The organism is Sorangium sp. So ce128 (assembly GCF_051525245.1).
GTDB classification, from domain to species: domain Bacteria; phylum Myxococcota_A; class Polyangia; order Polyangiales; family Polyangiaceae; genus Sorangium; species Sorangium cellulosum_B.
The window spans coordinates 10,978,602-10,997,834 of the sequence record NZ_CP150313.1; the positions used below are offsets into that span (position 1 = coordinate 10,978,602).

Genomic DNA, 19,233 nt, shown 5'->3' on the forward strand with positions numbered 1-19,233 from the left:
TGAATGAGGTCGAAGAAAGAAGAATCTACGAGCGCTCCATGGAACAGGCTATCGGGGCCAGGCGCTCAGCGTCAATGCGAGGTGGCGGTGGAGCGGTCGGTTTCCGTCGGTGCCGTCCTTCCCGTCCAATGCGCCAGAGCTGTTCACCGGAATCGGCGCAGCGCGGCCATTGACGCGCCGAGCCGCGAAAGGCGCCCAGGTGGGCGCAGGAAAGTGCCTTATCCACGATTCACGAGACAGCGCCTGACCACGCACGCCGGGAGCGCTGGTCGTTCCTGGTCGTTCAAGGTGTCGGGGGCATCTGCGGCTGACACCTGCCCGACGAGCAGACCGCCGTCATGCCGTCCGGGAACACGGGCGCGCACGGAGGGCACGCGCCCATGCCGGCGGGACAGACCAGGGCATCGAGCTCCGCGCTCTGGTTGAGGGCGACGATGCCTGCCCCGTCGCACCCCTCGCAGCAGCCGAGGCCGTCGCGCAGGGCGCAGTCCGAGTCGACAGTGCACTCCGTCAGCGGCGACTCGCGCACGTCGAGGACGACGCAGCGCCCCGCCTCGCACGTGGCGGCGAAGTACTGGGTCGTGCCCTCCGCCTCGGTGACCTCCGGGCATGCGCCGCACGCGACGCCCCCGCACCCCTGGATGATCTCGTTGAGCTTCGTCCCGGCGCGGTTGATGGCCCTGAAGTTCTCGGCATTGGCCGTGTCACAGGCGCCGCAGCAGCCCCGCGACACAAGGATGCAATCGCTCGGCGCGTTGCAGACGCCTATGTCGGGCAGCTCGCCCCGACAGGCCTCCTCGCACGCGGCGAGGGAATCGAAGCGGTTCTCGTTGCCCTCGCAGCCGCCGTAGGTGAACTCCCTGCACGCGCCGGCGGCGGGGTCGTACCAGTATTTCGGGAACGCCGCGTCACACCGGCCAGGATCCGCCGGCAGCAGGCACCGGACGGGCACTTCCCCGCCGCCGCCACCGCCGCCGGTCTCCGCAGACGAACCGCCTCCGCCCGGGTCCCCGCCGCCCGAGCCTGCGGGGTCCACCTTCCCGGAGCAGCCTGCGGCGAGCAGAAGGGAGCTAAGCAAGCCAAGACCCAGGGATAAGCGCCGAGGCATGCCGGGCGAGTTGCAACCGGCATGCCCTGGGCGTCCGGTCGGTGCGCCCGCCGATCTCGGCCCGGATCGCGCGGGCGCTGGGCCTCGGTGTGCCAGGCGGCGCGGCACACCATGACGGCGTCGTCGAGGGGACCGGTCCCTGAGCGGCTCGCCGTCAGGGGTCGCGCGTCAGCCGGACATTGTAAGTGGTGCTCTCGAACGCGATGCTGCCGTCCGCCCTCTGCTGGTCGACGAGAAGATCGAAGGCGGGCACGTCGCGCGCAGCGGCGCATCCGGGCTCACGACAACCGCAAACGCCGCTTTCACACAGCGCGAGGTATCCGCAGTCGACAGGCTGCCCGCCCGCGAAACAGCCCTCGGACGTTTCTTCCCACGCCCCCCCGTTGCGCACGCATTCGTAGGAGCCTGAGCCTGGGGACGACGCCTGAAGCTCGCACCAGCCCTTCCAGAGCTCCCGGGGGTCGATGGCGAAACGCAGCCGGCGGTCGGTGAGCTGCGCGCCGAGCATCGTGAAATCGAACCCTTCGTAAGGCAGGCCGATATTGTAGTCGCCGAACAGCCCGAGGTTTTCGGGATAGGGCACGTCCGGATCCACGGCCGGGGGCAGGGAGGCTCCCGTGCCGAAGCGCACCTTCCCCTGGATCGATGTGCCCTCCACGGTGTCGATGTCGATCTGGATCACGTCCGATCCCGAGCGGAACTTGAAGTTCTCGACGTATCCCTCCCAGTGAGCGATGAGCAGGGAAGCCGTGTCGGATTTCTCGCCGCCGGAGCTGGCCTCACTGCCGCCCGAGCTGGCCTCATCGCCGCCGATGGGCAGGTCCTGCGGCTGACAGCCGGTGTTCCCGAGCGAGGCAGCAGCGAAGAGCAACGCGAGCGCGACGCGAGTCGAATGATTCATGGTTCCTCCTGTCTCTTGCGGTCCATCGCTACATGGCCGGCTCGAGGAACATCCGTCTCTGTCAGTCGAGATTTTCTCGGAACGCGCAGGAGGCGCGGACGCGGCCCGCGTGCACCGAGCCCGGCGCCTCGCCGAGGAGCCGCTCGGCCTCGGCGCGCGCCTCCGGCGCCCGCCCTGCGGCGCAGAGGGCGAGCACCCGCGCGGCCATGCGCTCCTCGCGGAGCTGGCCCTCTGGAAACCGGGCGCCGAGGTCGTCGAGGCGATCGAGCGCGGCCGACGGATCGCCGTCCCGCACGGCGTCCTGCGCCTCGCGCAGCAAGGCCATCTCCGCGGCGAGCGTGCTCGGCCTCGCCGGCTGTCCGCCGCGCGGGCGCGCCGGCTCGCGTTCGCCGCCCCCTGTCGAGGGCGCTCGCGCGGCGCCCTCCGCGCCGGGGTCCAGCGGCCGCGACGGTGCCGGCGCGACCGCGCGGGCGGCGCGCGAGGGCGGGGGCGCCGTTGTCGGCGCCGGCGCGGCGACCGGAGCCGCCGCGGGCGGCGTCATCGCGGGCGGAGGCGCCGCGGGCGCGCTCGCCGGCGGCGCTGCGCTGGCCGGCGGAGGGACGTCGACGGACGCCCTGCCGGTGAAGAACCCGCCGGCGAAGGCGACGGCGCCGATCAGCGCGCCCGCCGCGATCACCTTGCCCGAGAGCACGCCGCCGGCCGCCTTGCCCGCGAGGACGCCGCCGCCTGCACCGCTGCCCGCGGGCGGCGGCGGGGGCGAGGTGGGCGCCTCCCCGGACGGCTCCTGCGGCGCGCCGACCGCCAGCTTGCCCGCGAGCGCCGCGCGGAGCCGCGCCTTGTCGGACGGCGCGAGCCCGTCCGCTCGGGCCGCCCTCAGGAGCGCGCGCGCCTTGTCGCCCGGATCGCTCATGGCCATCCGCCCCCGCGCCTCGCCAGCGCCAGCTCGAACTCGCGGCGCGCGGCGCGCAGCCGCGAGTAGACGGTGTTCAGCTTCAGGTCGAGCGCCGCGGCGATCTCCGGCGCGCTCAGCTCCTCGATCTCCGCCATCACGAGCACCGCGCGCTTGTCGTCGTCGAGCTCCGCGAGGAGCGCGTCGACGAGCTTCAGCGCCTCGACCTGCTCGAGCCGCTCCGCCGGCCCCGGCGCGCGGTCCGCCACGCCGCCCGGCAGCTCCTCGAGTCCGCCCTTGCGCCGGACGAGGCGCCGGTGATCGCGCGCCACCCGGCAGAGGATCGCGAACAGCCACGCCTTCACGCTCGACCGCGGCTCGAACTCGCCGAGCCGCCGGTGGACCACGACGAAGACGTCCTGGAAGGCGTCGTCCAGGCTCGCCTCGCCGACGCCGAGCCGGCGCAGGTTTCGCCAGACGAAGTCGGCGTGCTCGTCGTAGACCGCGTCGAAGTCGAGGGAGACGGGCGCGTCGTGGGCGCCGAAGTGCGGATCGAACACGGACCCCGCGAAGGGAAGCGCCGACGCGGGGGACGTCCTCGTCACGCGAAGTACATGGCCGGCGCCGTCTGGATCCGTCACGGAAATCGCACCTCGACCCCCAGCGAGGCGCGGAGCGTGGCGGCGGCGCTCCGGTGGACCGCGCCGATGCCGACGAGCACGAACCGATCGCGCGTCACCGGGAACGGAACGTCGATCGTGAGCGGGACACGGAGCCGGTCCGAAAGGGTGAAGGTCGCGAGCGCTCCGGGGTGCGGCGCGACCCAGAGCGCCCGGTTCGAGCCGGGCGACGCCGCGCCGAAGCTGTCCGCGCTCATGACGCCGACCTCGATGCCGGCGCAGGGCCCGAGCTCGATCGAGCGATAACGCATTGCGTAACAAACGCGCAATCCGCCGGTGGTCAGCTGGACGTCGCCGCCCATCGCCGTCCGCTCGACGAATGCTTGCTGCGCGCCGAAGTAGGTGCCGGACAGCTCGACGCGGACGGCTCCGATCAACATGCCCGCGGCGATGCCGGCACCCGGGGCGACCGCCGGGAGCGAGGCGGTGTCGAGGACGCCGGAGGCCCTGAGCGTGCCGCGCAGCTCGAGGGGGCGCGACGGGCCCTGCGCCGGGGCCACGCTGGCCCCTGGCGGGGGCGAGGCCGCAGGCGGCGCCTCGGCGGCGGTGGGCGCGTCCGGAGATGCGTCCACCGCCGCCGAGGCGCCGGCGCCCGGATCCGCGCCGGCGCCTGGATCCGCGCCAGAGATGTCGCCTGGCCCCGCGCCGGTGTCCGGCTCCGCCGTCGGGGTGCCGCGGCTCGCTGCGTCGGGATCGATCGCGAGCGCGATGATCAGCGCCGCAGCGCCCGCGAGCTCGGCGCAGGTCTCGCCGTGGAGCTCGCGCGACCGTGTCGTCTCGCCGAGCGTCGTGGTGAGGCGGAGGTCCCACGACCCGCGCTCGTTCCGGGACACCACCGCGCGCGCCTTCAGCGGCGGCTCGCCGTTCGCCTCGGACGACCGCCCGAGGCGCTGCTCGATCTCGGCCAGCACGCGCGCTCGATCCGCGCATTCCCCGGGCGCGATCCAGTCGAGCTCGGCGCCGCCCGCGCTCGCCGCGGTGTCGGCGCGGGCATCACCCGCCACCGCGACGAGCGCCACGAGCGCGAGCGCGCCGAGCGCTGGCGAGGAGAAGACGAGGGAATCGGCGGCAGCGAGGAGGTCCCGCCGGCAGGGATCGAGCAGGCCCATCGTGTCCTACGGATGGAGCGGCGGCAGCTGCTCGCGGAAGAACGCGTTGTACTTGGGATCGTTGTACCGCTCGTACTCGATCACGAACGGGGTCAGCTGGCTGACGCCGCCCTTGTACCGGATGGTGAGGGCCATCGGCGTGACCTCGCGGTAGTTGCTGGCCTTCGGCAGGTCGTCGTTGGTCTTCCCGCCCGCGGAGAACAGGGTCAGCAGCACCCCGTCGGGGTCGTCGTGCACGACGCGGAAGCCCTCGGGGACGCGCTCGTGGCCGCGGATCAGCGTGGTACAGCCGAGCTTCTGCATGAAGCTCTTGAACTGCCGCTTGCCGAAGGGGAAGCGCGCCGTGGACTTCTGGAGCTCCGCGGGGATCGCGTCGACCTCGCTGGGGTCGCTCCAGAGCATCTGGAACCGGATCTCCGGGTCGTTGAGCGAGGACACCGACGTCCACCGGGCGGCGATGGTCTCGTCGCGGGGGATCCCCGCGTGGACGAAGAGGATCCTGTCGAAGACCAGCATGTTGGGGAGCGCCTCGAAGAGGCGCATGTAGGCGGCGAACACCTCGTTCGGCGCGATGGCCGCGAGCGAGCTCATCGCCTCGGAGGGCCGCACCGGCGCGAGGACGCGGCCGTTCAGCTCGACGTAGTACTCGTGGTTGCCGCGCAGCACGAAGACGTTGTCGGGCGCGGCGAGGAAGAGCTGCATCACCGTGCGCAGGACGCCGTTGTAGCTGAACCTGCCGCGATCGATGTAGTCGCCCAGGAACACCAGCATCATCCGCGGGTTGTGCGCGGGGTCGTCGCGGTGGGCCTGCACCTTGGCGAAGAAATCGGCCTGCATCAGCGCCCCCTTGAGGCACGAGTAGCAGCCGTGCAGATCGCCGATGACAAGGAGCTCGACGTCCTCGGCGGGGTCGGGCGAGGCGACGTAGACGTGGCCGTCGAGGAAGGGCGCCTGCCCGGCGAAGCCCGCGAAATCCGCCGCGCCGTCGAGCCGGCCCGCGCCGCGCGCGCGCTGCTCCTCGAGCTTCGCCTCGAACCTGCGCATCAGGTCCATGTCGACCTTGGCCTGCTCCGCGAACGTGGCCGGATCGCTCGCGTAGTCCCACTCGAACGCCTTGAAGAACGGGTGATCGACCTCGCGCGCCTGCTTGCGCGTGGCCGGATCGATCACCACCGCGCCCTGCTCGATCGTCTCGATGTCCACGTCGTCGATCTCGATCGGGGACGCCGACAGGAGCGACGAGAGCTCGTCGCGGAACCGCTGCTCGTTCGGGTGGACGACGCCGTCGGCGAGCATGAGCTCGTCGACGGTCGCGAGCAGCGCCTTCCGGTTGTCGTCGTCGAAGCCGTCGAGGAGCTCGAAGCAGCGGAGCTTGATCTTGGAGAGGACGAAGTCCTTCGGGTCCTCTCCCTCGGCGACGCTCTCGGTGAAATGGCTCTGGATCTGGTGGTCGATCTCGGAGAAGACCTCGTGGAAGTGGCTGGTCCACCGGCCGACGACGTCCTGGTTCTCCTGGGCCTCGCCGGCGAGGGCGTCGCGCGCGCGCTGCCGGACGAGGTCGTGGATGTAGCCGCGGATGAAGGACTTCTCGGTCGGATCGAGCTCGCCGTCGATGTACCCGAACCCCGTGAGGTAGTAGATGATGGCGTGCATCTGCTGCTCTGCGACGCGCGGATCCGGGCTGAACGACATCATCAGGCAGCTCTCCTCTTCGCGATGGTGCCCCAGGGTAGCGCAAGACGGGCGCGCGGCGGCGGCGAGCGCGCCTCACGGCCGCGCGGGCGAGCGCGCGTCGCGGCCACGGCGGCGAGCCCACATCACGGCCGCGCGGGCGGCCCTGCGCGCCCGACGAAGGCGCGGATCCGCGCGCGGTCGGCCTCGGAGAGCGCGTATCCCGGGGGCGGCATATTCCGCTCGTCCACGACCCGGCGCGCGATGGCCTCGCGGAGCGAAGCCCACGCCGCGGGCGTGGAGAGGTCGACGCCGCCCTCGCCGCGCGGGAGGTGGCAGCGCGCGCACGCGCGGGCGAACACGGGCGCGATCTCGCCCCAGGCGGGCCCGTCGCCGTCCTCTGCGGCGAAGCGCCGGAGGGCGCCCGACGCGAGCAGCCACACGTCGCCGCTCGGCGAGCCGACGAGCCTGCCGCCCTGCGGGAGGCGCGCGCCGCGGGTCTCGCGCGCGCCGGCCTGCTCGAGCACGCCGAGCTCGTCGCCGTCGGCGAACCACGCGCGGTCGCCGGAGACGGCGAGCCCGTGGAGCGCGGCGCGCGCCCGGAACCGGAGGCGCAGGACGCCGGCGCCGTCCTCCGCGTAGAGCGCCGCGGGCGTCGCCGCGAGCAGCGCGCCCGCGCCGGTCAGGGCGAGGAGCGGCGCGGCGCCGTCCGCCGTGAGCGGGTACGATCGCAGCGCCCTCGTGGCGACGTCGAGGGCGCCGAGCCCATCGCCCCCGGCCGCGAAGGCCACGCGCCCGGCCCCCGCCGCGAACGTCGCGAGCGGGCCGGTCGCGTAGCGCGTGACGGTCTCGCCGTCCGCCACCGCGATCTCGCTGTCCAGCGCGAAGGTGGCGCCGCCCTCGCCCAGGCCGATCGCGGACCGCACCGCGGCGCGCTCGAGGCCGTAGCGGTCGGAGACGGCCTCGAAGGCCCCCTGGCCCGGGAGCCGCAGCAGCCGGCCCTCGGCGTCGACGCCGACGATCCACGTGCCGTGGCCGTCGGGCGCGGGCAGGGCCGCCGCGCTCACCCAGCGGTGGGGCGCGCGCTCCACCCTCGCGAGCGCGCCGTTCACGAAGACGGCCGCGGCGCCGTCGTGGAACACCACGACGCGGCGCCCGTCGTCGGCGACCGCGCGCACCGGGCCGAGCTCCCCGGGAGACGGCCACGCGACCTCGCGCACGACGAGCGGCGGGAGGGGCGCCGCGGCCTGCGCCGCGCATCCGGCGAGCGAGAGCGCCAGCGTCGAGGACGAGAGCGCTAACGTGGACGACGAGAGCGCCAGCGCGGCGGCGGACGCCGCTCGGCGGAGGAGCGTCACGGCGACCGGAGCAGCTCCGGCACCACCTCGCCGTCGCGCAGGTGCTCGCGCGGGGAGATGCCGAAGGCGAACAGGAAGGTGGCGAGCAGATCCGGCGGGGCGATCGGCCGCGGCCCGCCTTGAAACGTCTTCGCCGGGGCTGGCAGGAGCTGCTCCGGGTCGGTCTTGCCGAACGCGAAGCTCCCGCGGAAGCGCGGGGAGATCACCATGGCGGAGTTGTTGGGGTAGTGGTCGCGGCCCATCGCCGTGTTGAGCTGAGGCGTGCGGCAGAAGTCGCTCGTCACGAGGATGTGGGTGTGATCCGAGAGCTTCTTGCCGGCCCGGGTCGGGTGCGGGGTCTTGTCGAGCGAGCCGAGCAGGGCGGCGATCAGGTCGAAGAGCTCCTGCTGGGTGGCCGCGTGCTGGCGGTAGGTGCTCGTGTGCGTGTCGAACCCGCTGCTCGAGAAGCTCACGCAGCGGACCACGTTCCGCCGCATGGCCTCGATCGCGAACGCGGCGTTGACGGCCGCTTGCCTGGCGAAGCGGGCCGCGTGGTTGAACTCCGGGTGCGCCTGGATGAGCTTGCCCCTGGAGAACACCTCCTGGAGGCCTGCGCTCAGCATCTTGCCCAGCCCTTCCGCCTGGATGGCGAAGCCGCGCAGGGCGTCGGTGTGGCTGGATCGCGCGGCGAGGGACCTGGCCTCCTCGGAGAGGAGCGCGGTCACCGCGGCGCGGTCCTCGTCGGTGTCGTAGTGGCGCGCGCGGGAGAGCGAGCGGCTGAGGGTGCCGATCTCCCCGACCATGAGCGGGACGGCGCGCCGATCGAGGCGCTCGCCGACGAACGCCGAGGGGAACTGGACCGAGACGACGGGGAAGGTCTGGCTCGCGCCGAGCTCGCTCCCGCAGATCGCGTCGACGCTGGAGGCCACGGTGCGGCCGCCGCTGAGGTGCCGTCCCGTGGTCGAGAACGCCGTGCCGTCGGGGTGGCTCACGGTGTTCATGGCCAGGCCGTTGATGATGCACAGCCGGTCATGCATGTCCGCGAGGGCGCCGATGCCCGGGCCGAACACGAGGCTCGAGCCCTTGGGCGTGACCGGCGCGAAGGTCTTGGCGCCGCCGGCCGCGGGCGCGTCGACCCAGAGGCGGAGCCCCGCGGTGTCCGTGTTGTCGGTCGTCGGGGGGCTCACGAGGCCCCTGGCCTCGTTGCGAGGATCGGCCCAGAGCGTCACGTCCCAGCCGCCGGACGCGTGGAGGAAGAGGAAGAACTCGTCCTCCGCCGCCTTGCCCTGCGCGGCGAGCGCGCGCGCCGGCAGGCCGAGGACGCCGGCGAGCGCCGCGCCCGCGGCGGCCTCGAGCAGCGCGCGGCGCGGGACGGCAAGGCGGCGGGGGCGGGGGGCGTGGCGAGGCATCGGGCGTGCTTCTCAGGATACCCTCCGCGGCCGCGCGCGCCCGCACGACCTTGCCGTCGAACGCGGCCGCCATCGCGTGCATCGGCGTTATACGAACGAGCTCATCGGGGATCTGGTCGTGATACCGCCTCGAGGTAGCGAGGCCGAGGTGCGCTCTGATGCCGCCTTGAGACGGCGAGGCCGAGGTGCGCTCAATACCAGCTCGGAACGAAGCCGAGGTGCGCGAGCCGCTCGAGCACGAGCGCCTTGGTGACGCCAGCCGCGGCGACCTCGACGAAGTTCGAGCCCGAGTGCGTGACGCTCGCGAGCGCGCCCGCGTGGGCGCGCGTGATTTCCAGCAGGTCTTCGAGCGGCCAGCAGGCGTGCTGGACGATCAGCTTGGTGACGCCTTCCCTGCGCAGCGCGACCGCATCGTCCCGCCGCATCCGCGGGTCGTCGCGATCGTTCGGATGTTCGCCGGGGATCACATAGCCGCGCTCTCACCCGTAGACGAGGTGCGCGCGGCGGCGGGGGTCAGCCGATGATCCTGACAGCGATCCTGCTGCTCAGCTGCCGGAAACGATCGTCGTTCGTCCAGATCTGATCGCAGCCGTGGTGGACGGCGCACGCCGCATGAAGAGCATCGGGGGCCTTCAGCCCGTGTAGCGCTCGAAGCGTGGTCGCGAGGTCGAAGACCTCCGGGGAGAGCGGCAAGAGTTCGAAGGCGGAGAGCATGCCCTCATACATCGCTCGCAGGCCGCTATCATTCAACCGAACGGGTTTCACGAGGCATTCCAGTCGAACAAGAGGCGATATGTACGCATCGCTCGATCCGAGCGAAAGCAGCGCGCGATCCGATGCACCCCTGTAGGGCTCCGCCCCCTCGACCCGATAGATGAGAACGCAAGAGTCCAGATAGATTCGACTCACGGCTGTCCCCAGCTGTCGCGCTCCGCGCTCAGCGCGGCATCAACCTGCTCCTTCGACAAGAGTCGCTCCGGGTTCTCTTCGCGCCACGCGTCGACGGCACGGCAAGCGGCCAAGAGCCTTTCATGGCGTCCACCCTCCATGGGTTGGGCGTCTCGCTGTTCGTGAATCAGCACGATGACCTCGGCTTCTCCCTCCGGCACATCCTCTGGAAGGTCGATCTCGACGTGTCGCGACTTGGGAACGTGGACAATGAGCTTGTGTGCTTGCATGGCCCTTCGTGGAGCATACGTCGACGATCCATCCGGCGCCATCCGCGGCGTCAACCTCCAGCGGCGCCCCGAGCGTGCGGACAGGACAGCCTCCCGCGTGCCTGCTGAGGGTGCAAAGCCAACGCGAGCTCGGGAGGGCACGCTCCTCGGCGCTGCTGGGCAACTTTCCGGCGCTGCTGAGTACGCCCCGGCGGTGCTGGACGCGTTCCCGAGGCTGCTGGCGGATCCCTAGCCGCTCGAACGCCGCCAGCATGAGCGCGTTGGTCTACGTGGCGCGCGGGAGATCCAGGCCGTGATCGCGGAGCCCGAGCGCCGCGAGGTAGTCGCCCCAGCTGTCGAACAGCGCCGCCTTGCACACCAGCACATCCGCGGACAGCGGAGCGCCCGCCAGTGGAGGTGTTCGTCAACCCAGCGGTAGCGCGCTGCGACCGCCTTCGTACCGTCCCGTCCAAGGGCCATCCTCCGCGCGGGTGCGATCCCGGAAGGATGAGACGGCCATCGATGCGGGTGAGATGAGAAATTTCGTCGCCGAAATGCAATGCAACGCCAGATGCCTCTCGGCATCGCTCGCGCGCCGGGAACGCTGGCCAGGCACACACGGAGGATGGTAGAGAGCGAGCGTGACGCTGGCGCGCGGTCACGTGCGTTGGCGCGCCCGAGGTGGAGCGTGCGAGGTCCTCGATCAGCATCCTGGCTTCCGTCGTGGGCAGCGTTGCTCCTCGTGCTGCTCGCGACTGCTTCCGCGCGTGCGGAGGCGCCTCCGAAGCGCTCGCGAGCCGTCAAGGAGCTCATTCGCGAGGCGGGGGCGGCGCTGGATCGGCTCGACGTCGCGCGAGCCCGGGAGCTGTGGGGCGAGGTGTACGATATCGAGCGGTCGAACGTCGCGATGTGCAACATGGGGCAGCTCGACCTGCGGATGGGCCGCTGGGAGGAGGCCGTGGTGGAGCTCTCGCAGTGCGTCGAGCACATGCCGGCCCCGCGCACGGAGGTGGAGCGGCGCCTGTATGACCACCGGCACGCCGACCTCGCTCGGGCCCGGCGGCGCGTGGGTGAGGTGGTCCTCATGCCGCCGCCCGGCGTCGTGGGCATGTTCGTGAACGGCCGGGGGGTGAAGGATGGCAGCCGCGTCTACGTGAGGCCTGGCCAGCACGAGGTGATGGCCGTCGGGCAGGAGGGGCAGGTCGCGCGCGCGGGTGTGAAGGTGGAGGCGGGCGAGTCGAAGGAGGTGCCGCTCACGTTCGACAAGCCGGCACAAGCGCCGGAGAACCACGCGCAGCCGCCGAAGGACCGCGCTCAGCCGCCGAAAGGGGCTTCCGGGCCGGGTGCGCCCGGGCCTGCGGCGCCAAAAGGGCTGCCGCAGGGCGCAGGCCGGCCCGGGCCGGACTTCCGGATCGTCACGACGGGCGCGGTGGCCTCGGTCGGGTTCTTGGTGACGGGCGCCGTGTGCCTGCAGAGCGCGCAGGGGTACGAGCAGGAGGTGAAGGCGGCTTGGTATCACGCCCAGGTGATGAGCAAGCTCGATCCCACATTTCAACCCGACTACAACGAGATGGTTGATCCTGCCGCCAGCGGGAAGCTGATGCGTCTCCTGGGTACCAGCGCGTTGATCGCTGGGGCGGCAGCAGGCGCGGCCACCCTCGTGTACGTCTGGTTGCCGAACGACACGCAGATTCGAGTGGCGGCGCACGGCGCGGAGGTTCGCGTTCGATGGTGAGCGTCGGCGATGTCGCTGTGAGCCGTCAGCGCGCGAGCATGGTGAAGCTGGCACGGAGGCCTTCCTGATGCGACGTCCGATGTTGCTGTTCGTCTCCGCGACGGCGCTGATCGGTTGCGAAGACGAGTGGTTTGTGCCGCTGATCGCGCCGCCGGCCGATTCGGGTCCAGTGCTGTGGATGTGGGTAGGCCCGGAGGACGATGCGCCTCCCTGTATCGACGGCCAGCCGCCGAAGTGGGAAGGCTGGATGGCTGACGCGCCTAAGGGGCTGCCAGACACGTGCGATGCGTGCGAATGCGGCCCGGCGGCGTGCGAGCTGCCCTCCATGGTCGTGGCGAACGCGATGAGCTGCCCAGGCGGAGAAACGTCGATCGCGCTCGACGCCGGAGCGGGATGGGATGGGACGTGCGCCGCGCTCCCATCGCCCGTCCAGCCGGACGATTTCGCGGCCGTCGTCTACGAGCCGCCGACACTCTCGCCCTGCACCCCCTCGGCGACCCCCGAGCCGCCGCCCGTTCCCGCAAAGTTCGTCCGGGTGTGCGCCGGCAACACGGCGCAGGAACCGCCGGGGTTCATCCCCTGCATGCAGGCCAGCAGCGAGGGAACCTGCAGGCGTGGCCTGACACGACACGAGTTCTTCGAAGAGCTGATCGACAACCGCGCCTGCGCTCCGTGCGAGTGTGGTCCCCCAGCAGGGGGCAGGTGCGTCGCCGACGTCGGCTTGTATGGGGACAGCGCATGCAGCGACCGCATGGACGCCGGGCTCGTCGTCGGCCTCGGGGAGATGCCCTGCGCGGACGTCACCTCGCCCCTCCCGCTCAGCGCGATGCGCGCCACGCTCGTGGAGGAAGAGCCAGGCGCCTGCTCCCCGAGCGCCGCTGCCGTGCTTGGCACCCTGGAGCGACGCGAGCCGCACATCGTATGTTCCTTTAACGAGATCTGGTGGGACACCCCGTGAGGCGGATGACGATGTCCATGTCGAGCGCGCGGCTCACGCTCCTGGCCGTGATGTCGCTGCCAGCGATGGCGTGCGTCAACCATCCGGACATCGCGGGGAAGGCGGTCGTCACGCTCGACGGTGAAACGCTGAGTTACGATACTGGCGATGATGGGCGGAGGTTCGTGAAAACAGGGGAGAGGTGGACGACGGGGTGCTACCTGAACGACTCCTTGCCGGAGATGGCCCTGGACCGCTGGCGCGGCGACAACCCGTCGATCAGCGGAATTTCATTGGACGTCGAGCGCGAGGATGACGGCGGCGAGCCTCTACCGAATGTCACGTTCGACATAGGAGAGGATTTCTACGATGGCTTTTGCCACGTCGTGGCGACGGTCGGCAGCGACCCGCACGAGGTGGAGTTCTCGGCGGGCGACTGCGAGCTGCAGCGGACCCTCGACGGCCATCCCGCACGGCTCGTCTCCGCTCTGTTTCACGTCAAGGAGTGCGACGAGTAGGTCACGGCCGGCGCGGCCGGCGCCACGCGCGACGCCGGCCGCGCCCTGAGCCCGCTGATGCCAGCTTGGCCGATGCGCTACGCCTTTTTCAGGCCATTCACTGCTCGGCGCGCTAGGCGCGTTCCCGGGGCTGCTGGGCATGTTCACCGGCGCTCCCCGGGCGGCTGGTGATCGGCGACAATAAGAGATCGGACGGATCGGGGAGCCGACACGTCCGTGCCTCCCCAGCCTCGTGCCGCTCGAGAGGCTCCTCAGGACTCCTCGCTCCCCGTGGGGTAGGCCAAGCGCCCTAGACGAGAGATGAGATCCTGGAGAAAGGCACGCAGCTCCGGCACCGGGATGTCACCCGGGACGGCGGCATCATCGCCGATCTCGATCTCCGAGAGGATCCATGCCAGGGAGCCGGGCGTCACAGCACCATCCTTTCGCTTGGCACGCGGCAGCGCGTCCTCCACGCTGTGGCCTGCCCGCTCCAACGCGAAGACGTCGACCAGATCGCGGATCTCCGAACGGGACAGCAGCGCGCAGAGCTTGTTGGCCAAGATCTCCTCCGGCGGGTCCACCCGGATGTCGCCGAAGAGCTGCTTCTCCGGGTAGACTTGGAAGGTGCGATCGACGACCAGATCGACCATCACCCGATCCTTCCCCCGCTTCACCAGGCGGCGGCGAAACGTGGGCGCTGTCTCCTTGTTCTCGATCGCACCGCCGAGCTCCTCCGCGACCGCTCGCAAGGCATCATCCGCGTGGTCGAGATCCATCGAGGTCGTGAAGAGATCCAGATCCGCAGTTCGCCGATGATGGAGGTGAAAGCCAGCGAGCGCCGCCCCCCCCGTCACGAAGAACCGCCGTTCGCGACGAAAGAAGGCCGCGAGCACCTCCTCCTGCAACGGGCTAAGCAGGCTCTTGCTCAAGTAGACCCTCCTTGTGCCATAGCTTCAGCAGAAACTCCCAGAAGCGCCTGCGTCGTCCGAGATGCCGTGCCAGCTGGCTGAACCGCGCTGCGACCTCTTCGGGTGTGGTGAACCGCCAGACGTCGGGGTCCTGGGCTTCGCGCAGGATCTTGCCCAGCAGACGGTCGCGCTCGGGCGGCGAGGCGCTCTTCAGCCGGCGCCGGACCTCGCTGACAGGAATGGGATCGTCCCAGAGGAAATACGGGATGGCCTGATCGTCATCGAGATCGCTGGAGAGCGGAGTGGCCAGATCCGGGTTGCCGGGGCCGATCGGATCCTCGGAAGGGCTGCATGGCTCCGGAGCTGCTCGGCTTGAAGATTCAGACTCGTCGGCCCCGAGGACGCTACCTGAACCGGGCAAGGGCACAACGTCGATCCTCAGGTTGCCGACGCTCGATCCGCTCATGACCGCGAGCCAGAGCCAATATCGAAGTGCAGATGGCGCGTCCTTCGAGAAATGGTCGATGATCCCGGGGGCGGGTTCACGGAACAGCCTGACGCTCCAGACGAGGCGTTGACTCCGGGCGACCAGCACTCGCTCAAGGGCGCGGCGCCTGACCACCAGCGCCTTCTGCCACGTGATTTGTTCCGTGGAATGATGAGAATAGACGGCCTGTGCGCGCCCGTCGCGATCCATGAAGCACCAGTTCGCGCCTCCTCCCACAGGCCTCGCGTCGACGACACCGAGGAGACTGCGGAGCCATCCGGCCGGCAACCTGCAGGACCTCCCGATGCCGCGAGGCCCATGGTAGCCGACCTCAACGGAGGCGCTCATCAGCTCGGTCGTTCGACCGCTCACCGGGATATGGTACGTTTCGATGCGTTCTTCCGCCCAGGGAGCCCACATGGCCTCCACAGGATCGACACGATGACATCCCGACCCGTCATCCTGGCACAGGCGAACGAGACTCGACGCGTCAACGGTGGGCGCATGAGCCGCGAGCAACCCGGTGTCGCGCTCCGCCGCCACGGCGGATCCAATCCATAGGGTTGAGTCGGCCTGACTTTCCCTCTCACGTGCGCGAACTTCTCCCCAGAGGGTGATCCACTCATCCTCTTCTTCCCGTCCGAAGCGCGGGGCTGCGCGTCTCGGAATACGAAGCCACGGCTCGATCTCGGGCGGTGGAGCTGTCATCACCCACTCGATGGCTCGATCCACTTGGTCCTGGGAGCCTAGGTGGCGCGCGGAGTTCAGACCGTCATCCGCCCAGAACACCCAAGGATCGTCGTCTCTGGAGAATTCCAGGGCGGCGTCGCTCGACGGATTGGGCTCGAACAGGTCGATGAGCACTGGATCCACGGGCGGCTCGATCAACCCGTTGGCCCCACCGCGCACGTCCGCAGGCGCGCGCGCCGCGAGATAAGCTTTCAGCTGACGGCAGCCAGTCCTGATGTACTTCTCGGCCACCGTACACACCGGGCTCACCTCCCCGCGTGCGCTGGCCTCGCCGTAGTACCGTGCGATCGCCACATCCATCCCGACGGTCGCGGTCGGTTCCTCGGCATGCGAATCGCCGTAGAACTCCGCCTCGTTCCAACCCACCGCGCGCAGGTGTGCCACGAGCGCGCCGAACGCGAAGCGAAGCGGAGAGAGCACGGAGTTCTGCGCCTGCTCCGCATGCGCGCGCAGGATTCGGGCAGCGCGCGGGTCGAGCCTCTCTGCTTGCTTCGGCGACCACATGTGCAGATCCATCGCGCCCGCGTATCGGAAGAACGGCTCGATCGCCGGAGGCACGACGTACCAGGCGAACCTCGTCGAGACGGGCTCCACCCCGTGATGGTCGCTCGCCGCTCGTGCGGCCTCTGCGTCGATGGGGAGCGTTTCCCCGGTCGGCGCATAGAACCGATGCGCGCGCTCGAGGACGGCAGGATCCACGACGACGCCCACGGCGCGCGCACGCTCGACGATGCCGCGCGCTGCATGGAGCACCACAACGTCCTCCCGGCGATGTGCGGCGTCCGGGGCGAGTAAGTGCTGGTCGACCCACCCGATAAGCCGCTCCAGGCTCGGATCTGCGCCAGTCAGGCAGGCGGCCCCGAACGCCACCATCGAGATGTCCTCGGTCATTTGAGGATCGTTGGTGCGAATCACCAGATCCAGCCACCGAATGAGATCGTCGATATCTCTTGAGGCCCACCGCACCAGCTCGACACGAAGGCGCCTGCGCCATTCCGTCCTCACAGACGTGAGGGCCCAGGCCAGGAGCAATGGCGGACCGTCCGCCGGATCGCCTTCCGCGATCGTGAGCTCCTCCAAAGCCCGATCGCCGCTCCCTTCCCATGGGTGCCCGTTGTCTCCGGGCAGGTGCTGCGGACCTGACCAGAACTGATCACGCCTCGCCGGCAAGAGGGGCAGCAGTGCCTCATGGACGAAGCGAGGGCCGAAAGGATGCCTCACATCCCGAGCCACCGGAACGCAGAGCTCGGCCAACACCCGCCTGCACGAGGGCATGCTGGCCCGCAACCGCTCCAGCACCCATCCGTGACAGGCACGGGCAGCATCGTCATCCAGCGCGGCGATAGCCCGCAGCTCCAGGCGCTCAATCTCCTCGCGCGGCAGCTGCTCGCGCCAGAGACCCGAGCGAACCACGCTGATGTCCTGCTGCGCGAGCAAGATCGCCGTCTGCGTCAAGGCGTCGCGCCGATCCCGCAGCACGTCGGGTAGCGGCGGCGCCTCGCCTCGTGTCAGCGCGTCCTGCGCCGCGCCGCATGCTCGGCGGGCGATCAGGTAATCCACGAGGGGCTCGAACGCCAGCTCGACATGATGGATCGGTGGACGGAGATCACCCGACTCGGTCACCCACTCGGTCACGAGTCCGTGCTCCTTGGCCTGTTCGAGCAACCAGTTGGCGTCATCGTTCGAAAGCGCCTGCGCCGACGGTACCGCTGCGCGGACTACGTCGATAGCATCGTCCCGGCTCATGCCCCCGCGCTCCATGCGGGCTCCGGCGAGCGCCGTAAGCGCCTCTAGAAGGGGGACGCGCCGGCTCCGCCCGAACTTATCTTGCAGCTCTTTCTCGACGCGCCGGAGCTTCTCGCTGAGCAATGCCGTGAGGGACACGTCCTGAGGCCGAGAGCCCCAGGCTGCCGGGTGCGCTGGCATCTGGCCGCGGAGCTCGCAGTAGAGCCGCACGCTCAGGGGTTCCCGGATCGCCCAGCGGATGCGCCTGTCCGGGAGCTCGATGCCCTTGGCGCTACAGGTTTTCCGCAGCAGCGTGTCGACCTCGCCGCCCGTGGGGAGCACGATTTCGTCGAAGAGATCGACGCGTACACGACCCAGGATCGCCTCGCGGCTGGCCGTTCGCAGGGTCACCGCGGCCCGCACGCGGGGGTGGCGCTCGAGGTGCGCGGAGAGCTCGCCGAGCAGCTCGGCCCAGCGGCGGTGGTTCCCCGACTCCTCCAGACCGTCAATCGCAAGCAGAAAGCAGGCCGGCTCGGGCTCCACCCTGTTATCGTGGTGCGACGCCGAGCCGGACGGCTGGCCAGAGCCCGGGACGTCAGCGGCGCCTTGTGGGGTTTGCACCGACCTCCACGCCCGTCGCACATGCGCTCGGGTCGCCGTTGCTTCCATGGCGTTCAGGATCTCGGAGAGCCGGGAGCGAGGCTGATCCAGCGCCTTACGAAGGATCTCCTCCCACCCTTCTTCGAGGGGGCAATCCCTGGCGCGGAGGACGACGGCCGGCATCCCGCGGCTCAGCTGCTGCTCGACGGCATGCGCGAGCCCATGGGTCTTCCCGACGCCCGGCGCACCGACGTAGGCGCCGAGGAGCCGCGATCCGCGCCAGCGCGCCCATGCACCGCGAAGCAACGAGAATGGATGCCCCAGCTCCTCGACACAGCGATCCAGGTGCTCGCGGATGGCGCGCGTGGGGATGTGGATTCGGTCGCGTTCGAGATCGAGGAGCACCCCGGCGAGCCGCCGGAGGTGCTCCTCGTCGTGCTCTCTCGGCTCCAGGTGCTCCGGGAGGGGCGTGGCGTGACAGAGCGCGTAGGCCAGGGCTTTGCCCGCGCCGACCATGCGGTCCAAGGCGTCTAGGGCTGCCCCGCGGAGTTGCTCCGCGTCAGGGACGTCGCGCCCGAAAATCGATATCCGCGCCAGGCGATCCACGTCCTCGCGAAGCGCCTCCAGCTTGGCGGTTGCCTCCTTCACAGGGCCGAGGATCTTCGCGCGCGCTCCGGGCTCACCCAAACGAAGCGCGAGATCTTCCTCGAGCCGACCGGTTGCGTGCAGGTCCGGAACATAGCGCGCGTTGAGCCAGCTACGGCGGGCAGTATCGAAGCGCTGGGCCAGGTCGGTCAGCGTGAAGACGCCATCGGTGAACCAGTAGGCGTGCAGGCCCTCGTTTTCGCTCTCGTGGAGCAGATCCTCGAGCTTCGCCTGGTCCCAGAGATTGACTTCAACGTTCGGCGCAATCTTGGCTGCCCTGGCGATCCAGTCGTCCCACCGCGCCCGCTCCGTCTTCTCCTTGCGTCCGCGGTCGTCGGTCAGGGCACAGGGCAGCGCGACGCAGTAGCGCACGAGGTTCGGGCGTACCCGGATCGCTGTCTGAAAGGAGTCGCGGATCTGATCGATTTGGGCTTGCCCGAAGCGATCTGGAAACCACTTCACCTGCAGGCCGACGATCTTCCCGGATGCCAGCACGGCGTACGCGTCCAGACCGCCATCGCCCCCCAGCCCGTGGGGGCTCGGGACGTCCCGGAGCTCACCCCCGTACTCCCGCCGGCACCAGCGCTCGAAGAGCTGGCGGGCGAAGGCCTCGAAGGCCTTGGCCTTGTCCTCCCCGTGCGCATCGAACCGGCTCCAGTCCATGCCTCTCGCGAGCAACATGCCC

The 19,233-nt window shown here is 70.3% G+C and carries 16 protein-coding genes; 3 read left to right on the forward strand and 13 right to left on the reverse strand.

Translation table 11 applies throughout. The features are described from left to right. Positions 1 to 283: 283 nt before the first annotated feature. The 11 genes from WME82_RS41635 to WME82_RS41685 form a co-directional block, all read right to left on the reverse strand. A complete protein-coding gene (locus WME82_RS41635; RefSeq protein ID WP_438039845.1) occupies positions 284 to 1,078 on the reverse strand; it encodes a BPTI/Kunitz domain-containing protein in 795 nt (264 codons plus the stop codon). Between the two features lie 184 nt (positions 1,079 to 1,262). Beyond that, positions 1,263 to 2,009, reverse strand: a complete 747-nt coding sequence (locus WME82_RS41640; RefSeq protein ID WP_438039846.1) for a hypothetical protein — start codon at positions 2,007 to 2,009, stop codon at positions 1,263 to 1,265. A gap of 61 nt (positions 2,010 to 2,070) precedes the next feature. Then, complete coding sequence (locus WME82_RS41645) at positions 2,071 to 2,919, reverse strand: hypothetical protein (RefSeq protein WP_438039847.1); 849 nt, start codon at positions 2,917 to 2,919, stop codon at positions 2,071 to 2,073. Next, positions 2,916 to 3,503: an RNA polymerase sigma factor gene (locus tag WME82_RS41650; RefSeq protein ID WP_438039848.1), complete on the reverse strand. Its 588-nt coding sequence runs from the start codon at positions 3,501 to 3,503 to the stop codon at positions 2,916 to 2,918. The genes WME82_RS41645 and WME82_RS41650 overlap by 4 nt, the downstream gene beginning before the upstream one ends. Before the next feature lie 32 nt (positions 3,504 to 3,535). Beyond that, positions 3,536 to 4,687: a hypothetical protein gene (locus WME82_RS41655; RefSeq protein WP_438039849.1), complete on the reverse strand. Its 1,152-nt coding sequence runs from the start codon at positions 4,685 to 4,687 to the stop codon at positions 3,536 to 3,538. Between the two features lie 6 nt (positions 4,688 to 4,693). Then, positions 4,694 to 6,382: a metallophosphoesterase family protein gene (locus WME82_RS41660; RefSeq protein WP_438039850.1), complete on the reverse strand. Its 1,689-nt coding sequence runs from the start codon at positions 6,380 to 6,382 to the stop codon at positions 4,694 to 4,696. A 122-nt stretch (positions 6,383 to 6,504) separates the two neighbouring features. Beyond that, a complete protein-coding gene (locus WME82_RS41665; RefSeq protein ID WP_438039851.1) occupies positions 6,505 to 7,716 on the reverse strand; it encodes a c-type cytochrome in 1,212 nt (403 codons plus the stop codon). After that, a complete protein-coding gene (locus WME82_RS41670) occupies positions 7,713 to 9,104 on the reverse strand; it encodes a DUF1501 domain-containing protein (RefSeq protein ID WP_438039852.1) in 1,392 nt (463 codons plus the stop codon). The genes WME82_RS41665 and WME82_RS41670 overlap by 4 nt, the downstream gene beginning before the upstream one ends. Positions 9,105 to 9,295: 191 nt before the next feature. Beyond that, positions 9,296 to 9,529 (reverse strand): hypothetical protein, encoded by a 234-nt coding sequence (locus WME82_RS41675; protein ID WP_438039853.1) that lies wholly within the window; start codon positions 9,527 to 9,529, stop codon positions 9,296 to 9,298. 88 nt (positions 9,530 to 9,617) lie between these two features. Next, positions 9,618 to 10,013 (reverse strand): type II toxin-antitoxin system VapC family toxin, encoded by a 396-nt coding sequence (locus WME82_RS41680; protein ID WP_438039854.1) that lies wholly within the window; start codon positions 10,011 to 10,013, stop codon positions 9,618 to 9,620. Continuing rightward, positions 10,010 to 10,282, reverse strand: coding sequence for a hypothetical protein (locus WME82_RS41685; protein ID WP_438039855.1), 273 nt, complete (start codon positions 10,280 to 10,282; stop codon positions 10,010 to 10,012). Before WME82_RS41685 ends, WME82_RS41680 begins: the two co-directional genes overlap by 4 nt. Positions 10,283 to 11,003: 721 nt before the next feature. On the opposite strand from WME82_RS41685, the gene WME82_RS41690 reads away from it, so the two are divergent. The 3 genes from WME82_RS41690 to WME82_RS41700 all read left to right on the forward strand — a co-directional run bounded on the left by WME82_RS41690 (position 11,004) and on the right by WME82_RS41700 (position 13,451). Further along, on the forward strand, positions 11,004 to 11,996 hold the full coding sequence (locus WME82_RS41690; RefSeq protein WP_438039856.1) for a tetratricopeptide repeat protein: 993 nt from the start codon (positions 11,004 to 11,006) through the stop codon (positions 11,994 to 11,996). Positions 11,997 to 12,243: 247 nt separating this feature from the next. Then, positions 12,244 to 12,954, forward strand: a complete 711-nt coding sequence (locus tag WME82_RS41695; RefSeq protein ID WP_438039857.1) for a hypothetical protein — start codon at positions 12,244 to 12,246, stop codon at positions 12,952 to 12,954. Between the two features lie 11 nt (positions 12,955 to 12,965). Next, positions 12,966 to 13,451, forward strand: coding sequence for a hypothetical protein (locus tag WME82_RS41700; protein ID WP_438039858.1), 486 nt, complete (start codon positions 12,966 to 12,968; stop codon positions 13,449 to 13,451). Positions 13,452 to 13,702: 251 nt separating this feature from the next. Here the strand turns inward: WME82_RS41700 and WME82_RS41705 are convergent, their stop codons facing one another. After that, on the reverse strand, positions 13,703 to 14,362 hold the full coding sequence (locus WME82_RS41705; protein ID WP_438039859.1) for a nucleotidyl transferase AbiEii/AbiGii toxin family protein: 660 nt from the start codon (positions 14,360 to 14,362) through the stop codon (positions 13,703 to 13,705). After that, entirely contained in the window at positions 14,343 to 19,229 is a 4,887-nt protein-coding gene (locus tag WME82_RS41710; RefSeq protein WP_438039860.1) for a hypothetical protein, read from the reverse strand. The genes WME82_RS41705 and WME82_RS41710 overlap by 20 nt, the downstream gene beginning before the upstream one ends. Between the last annotated feature and the right edge of the window lie 4 nt (positions 19,230 to 19,233).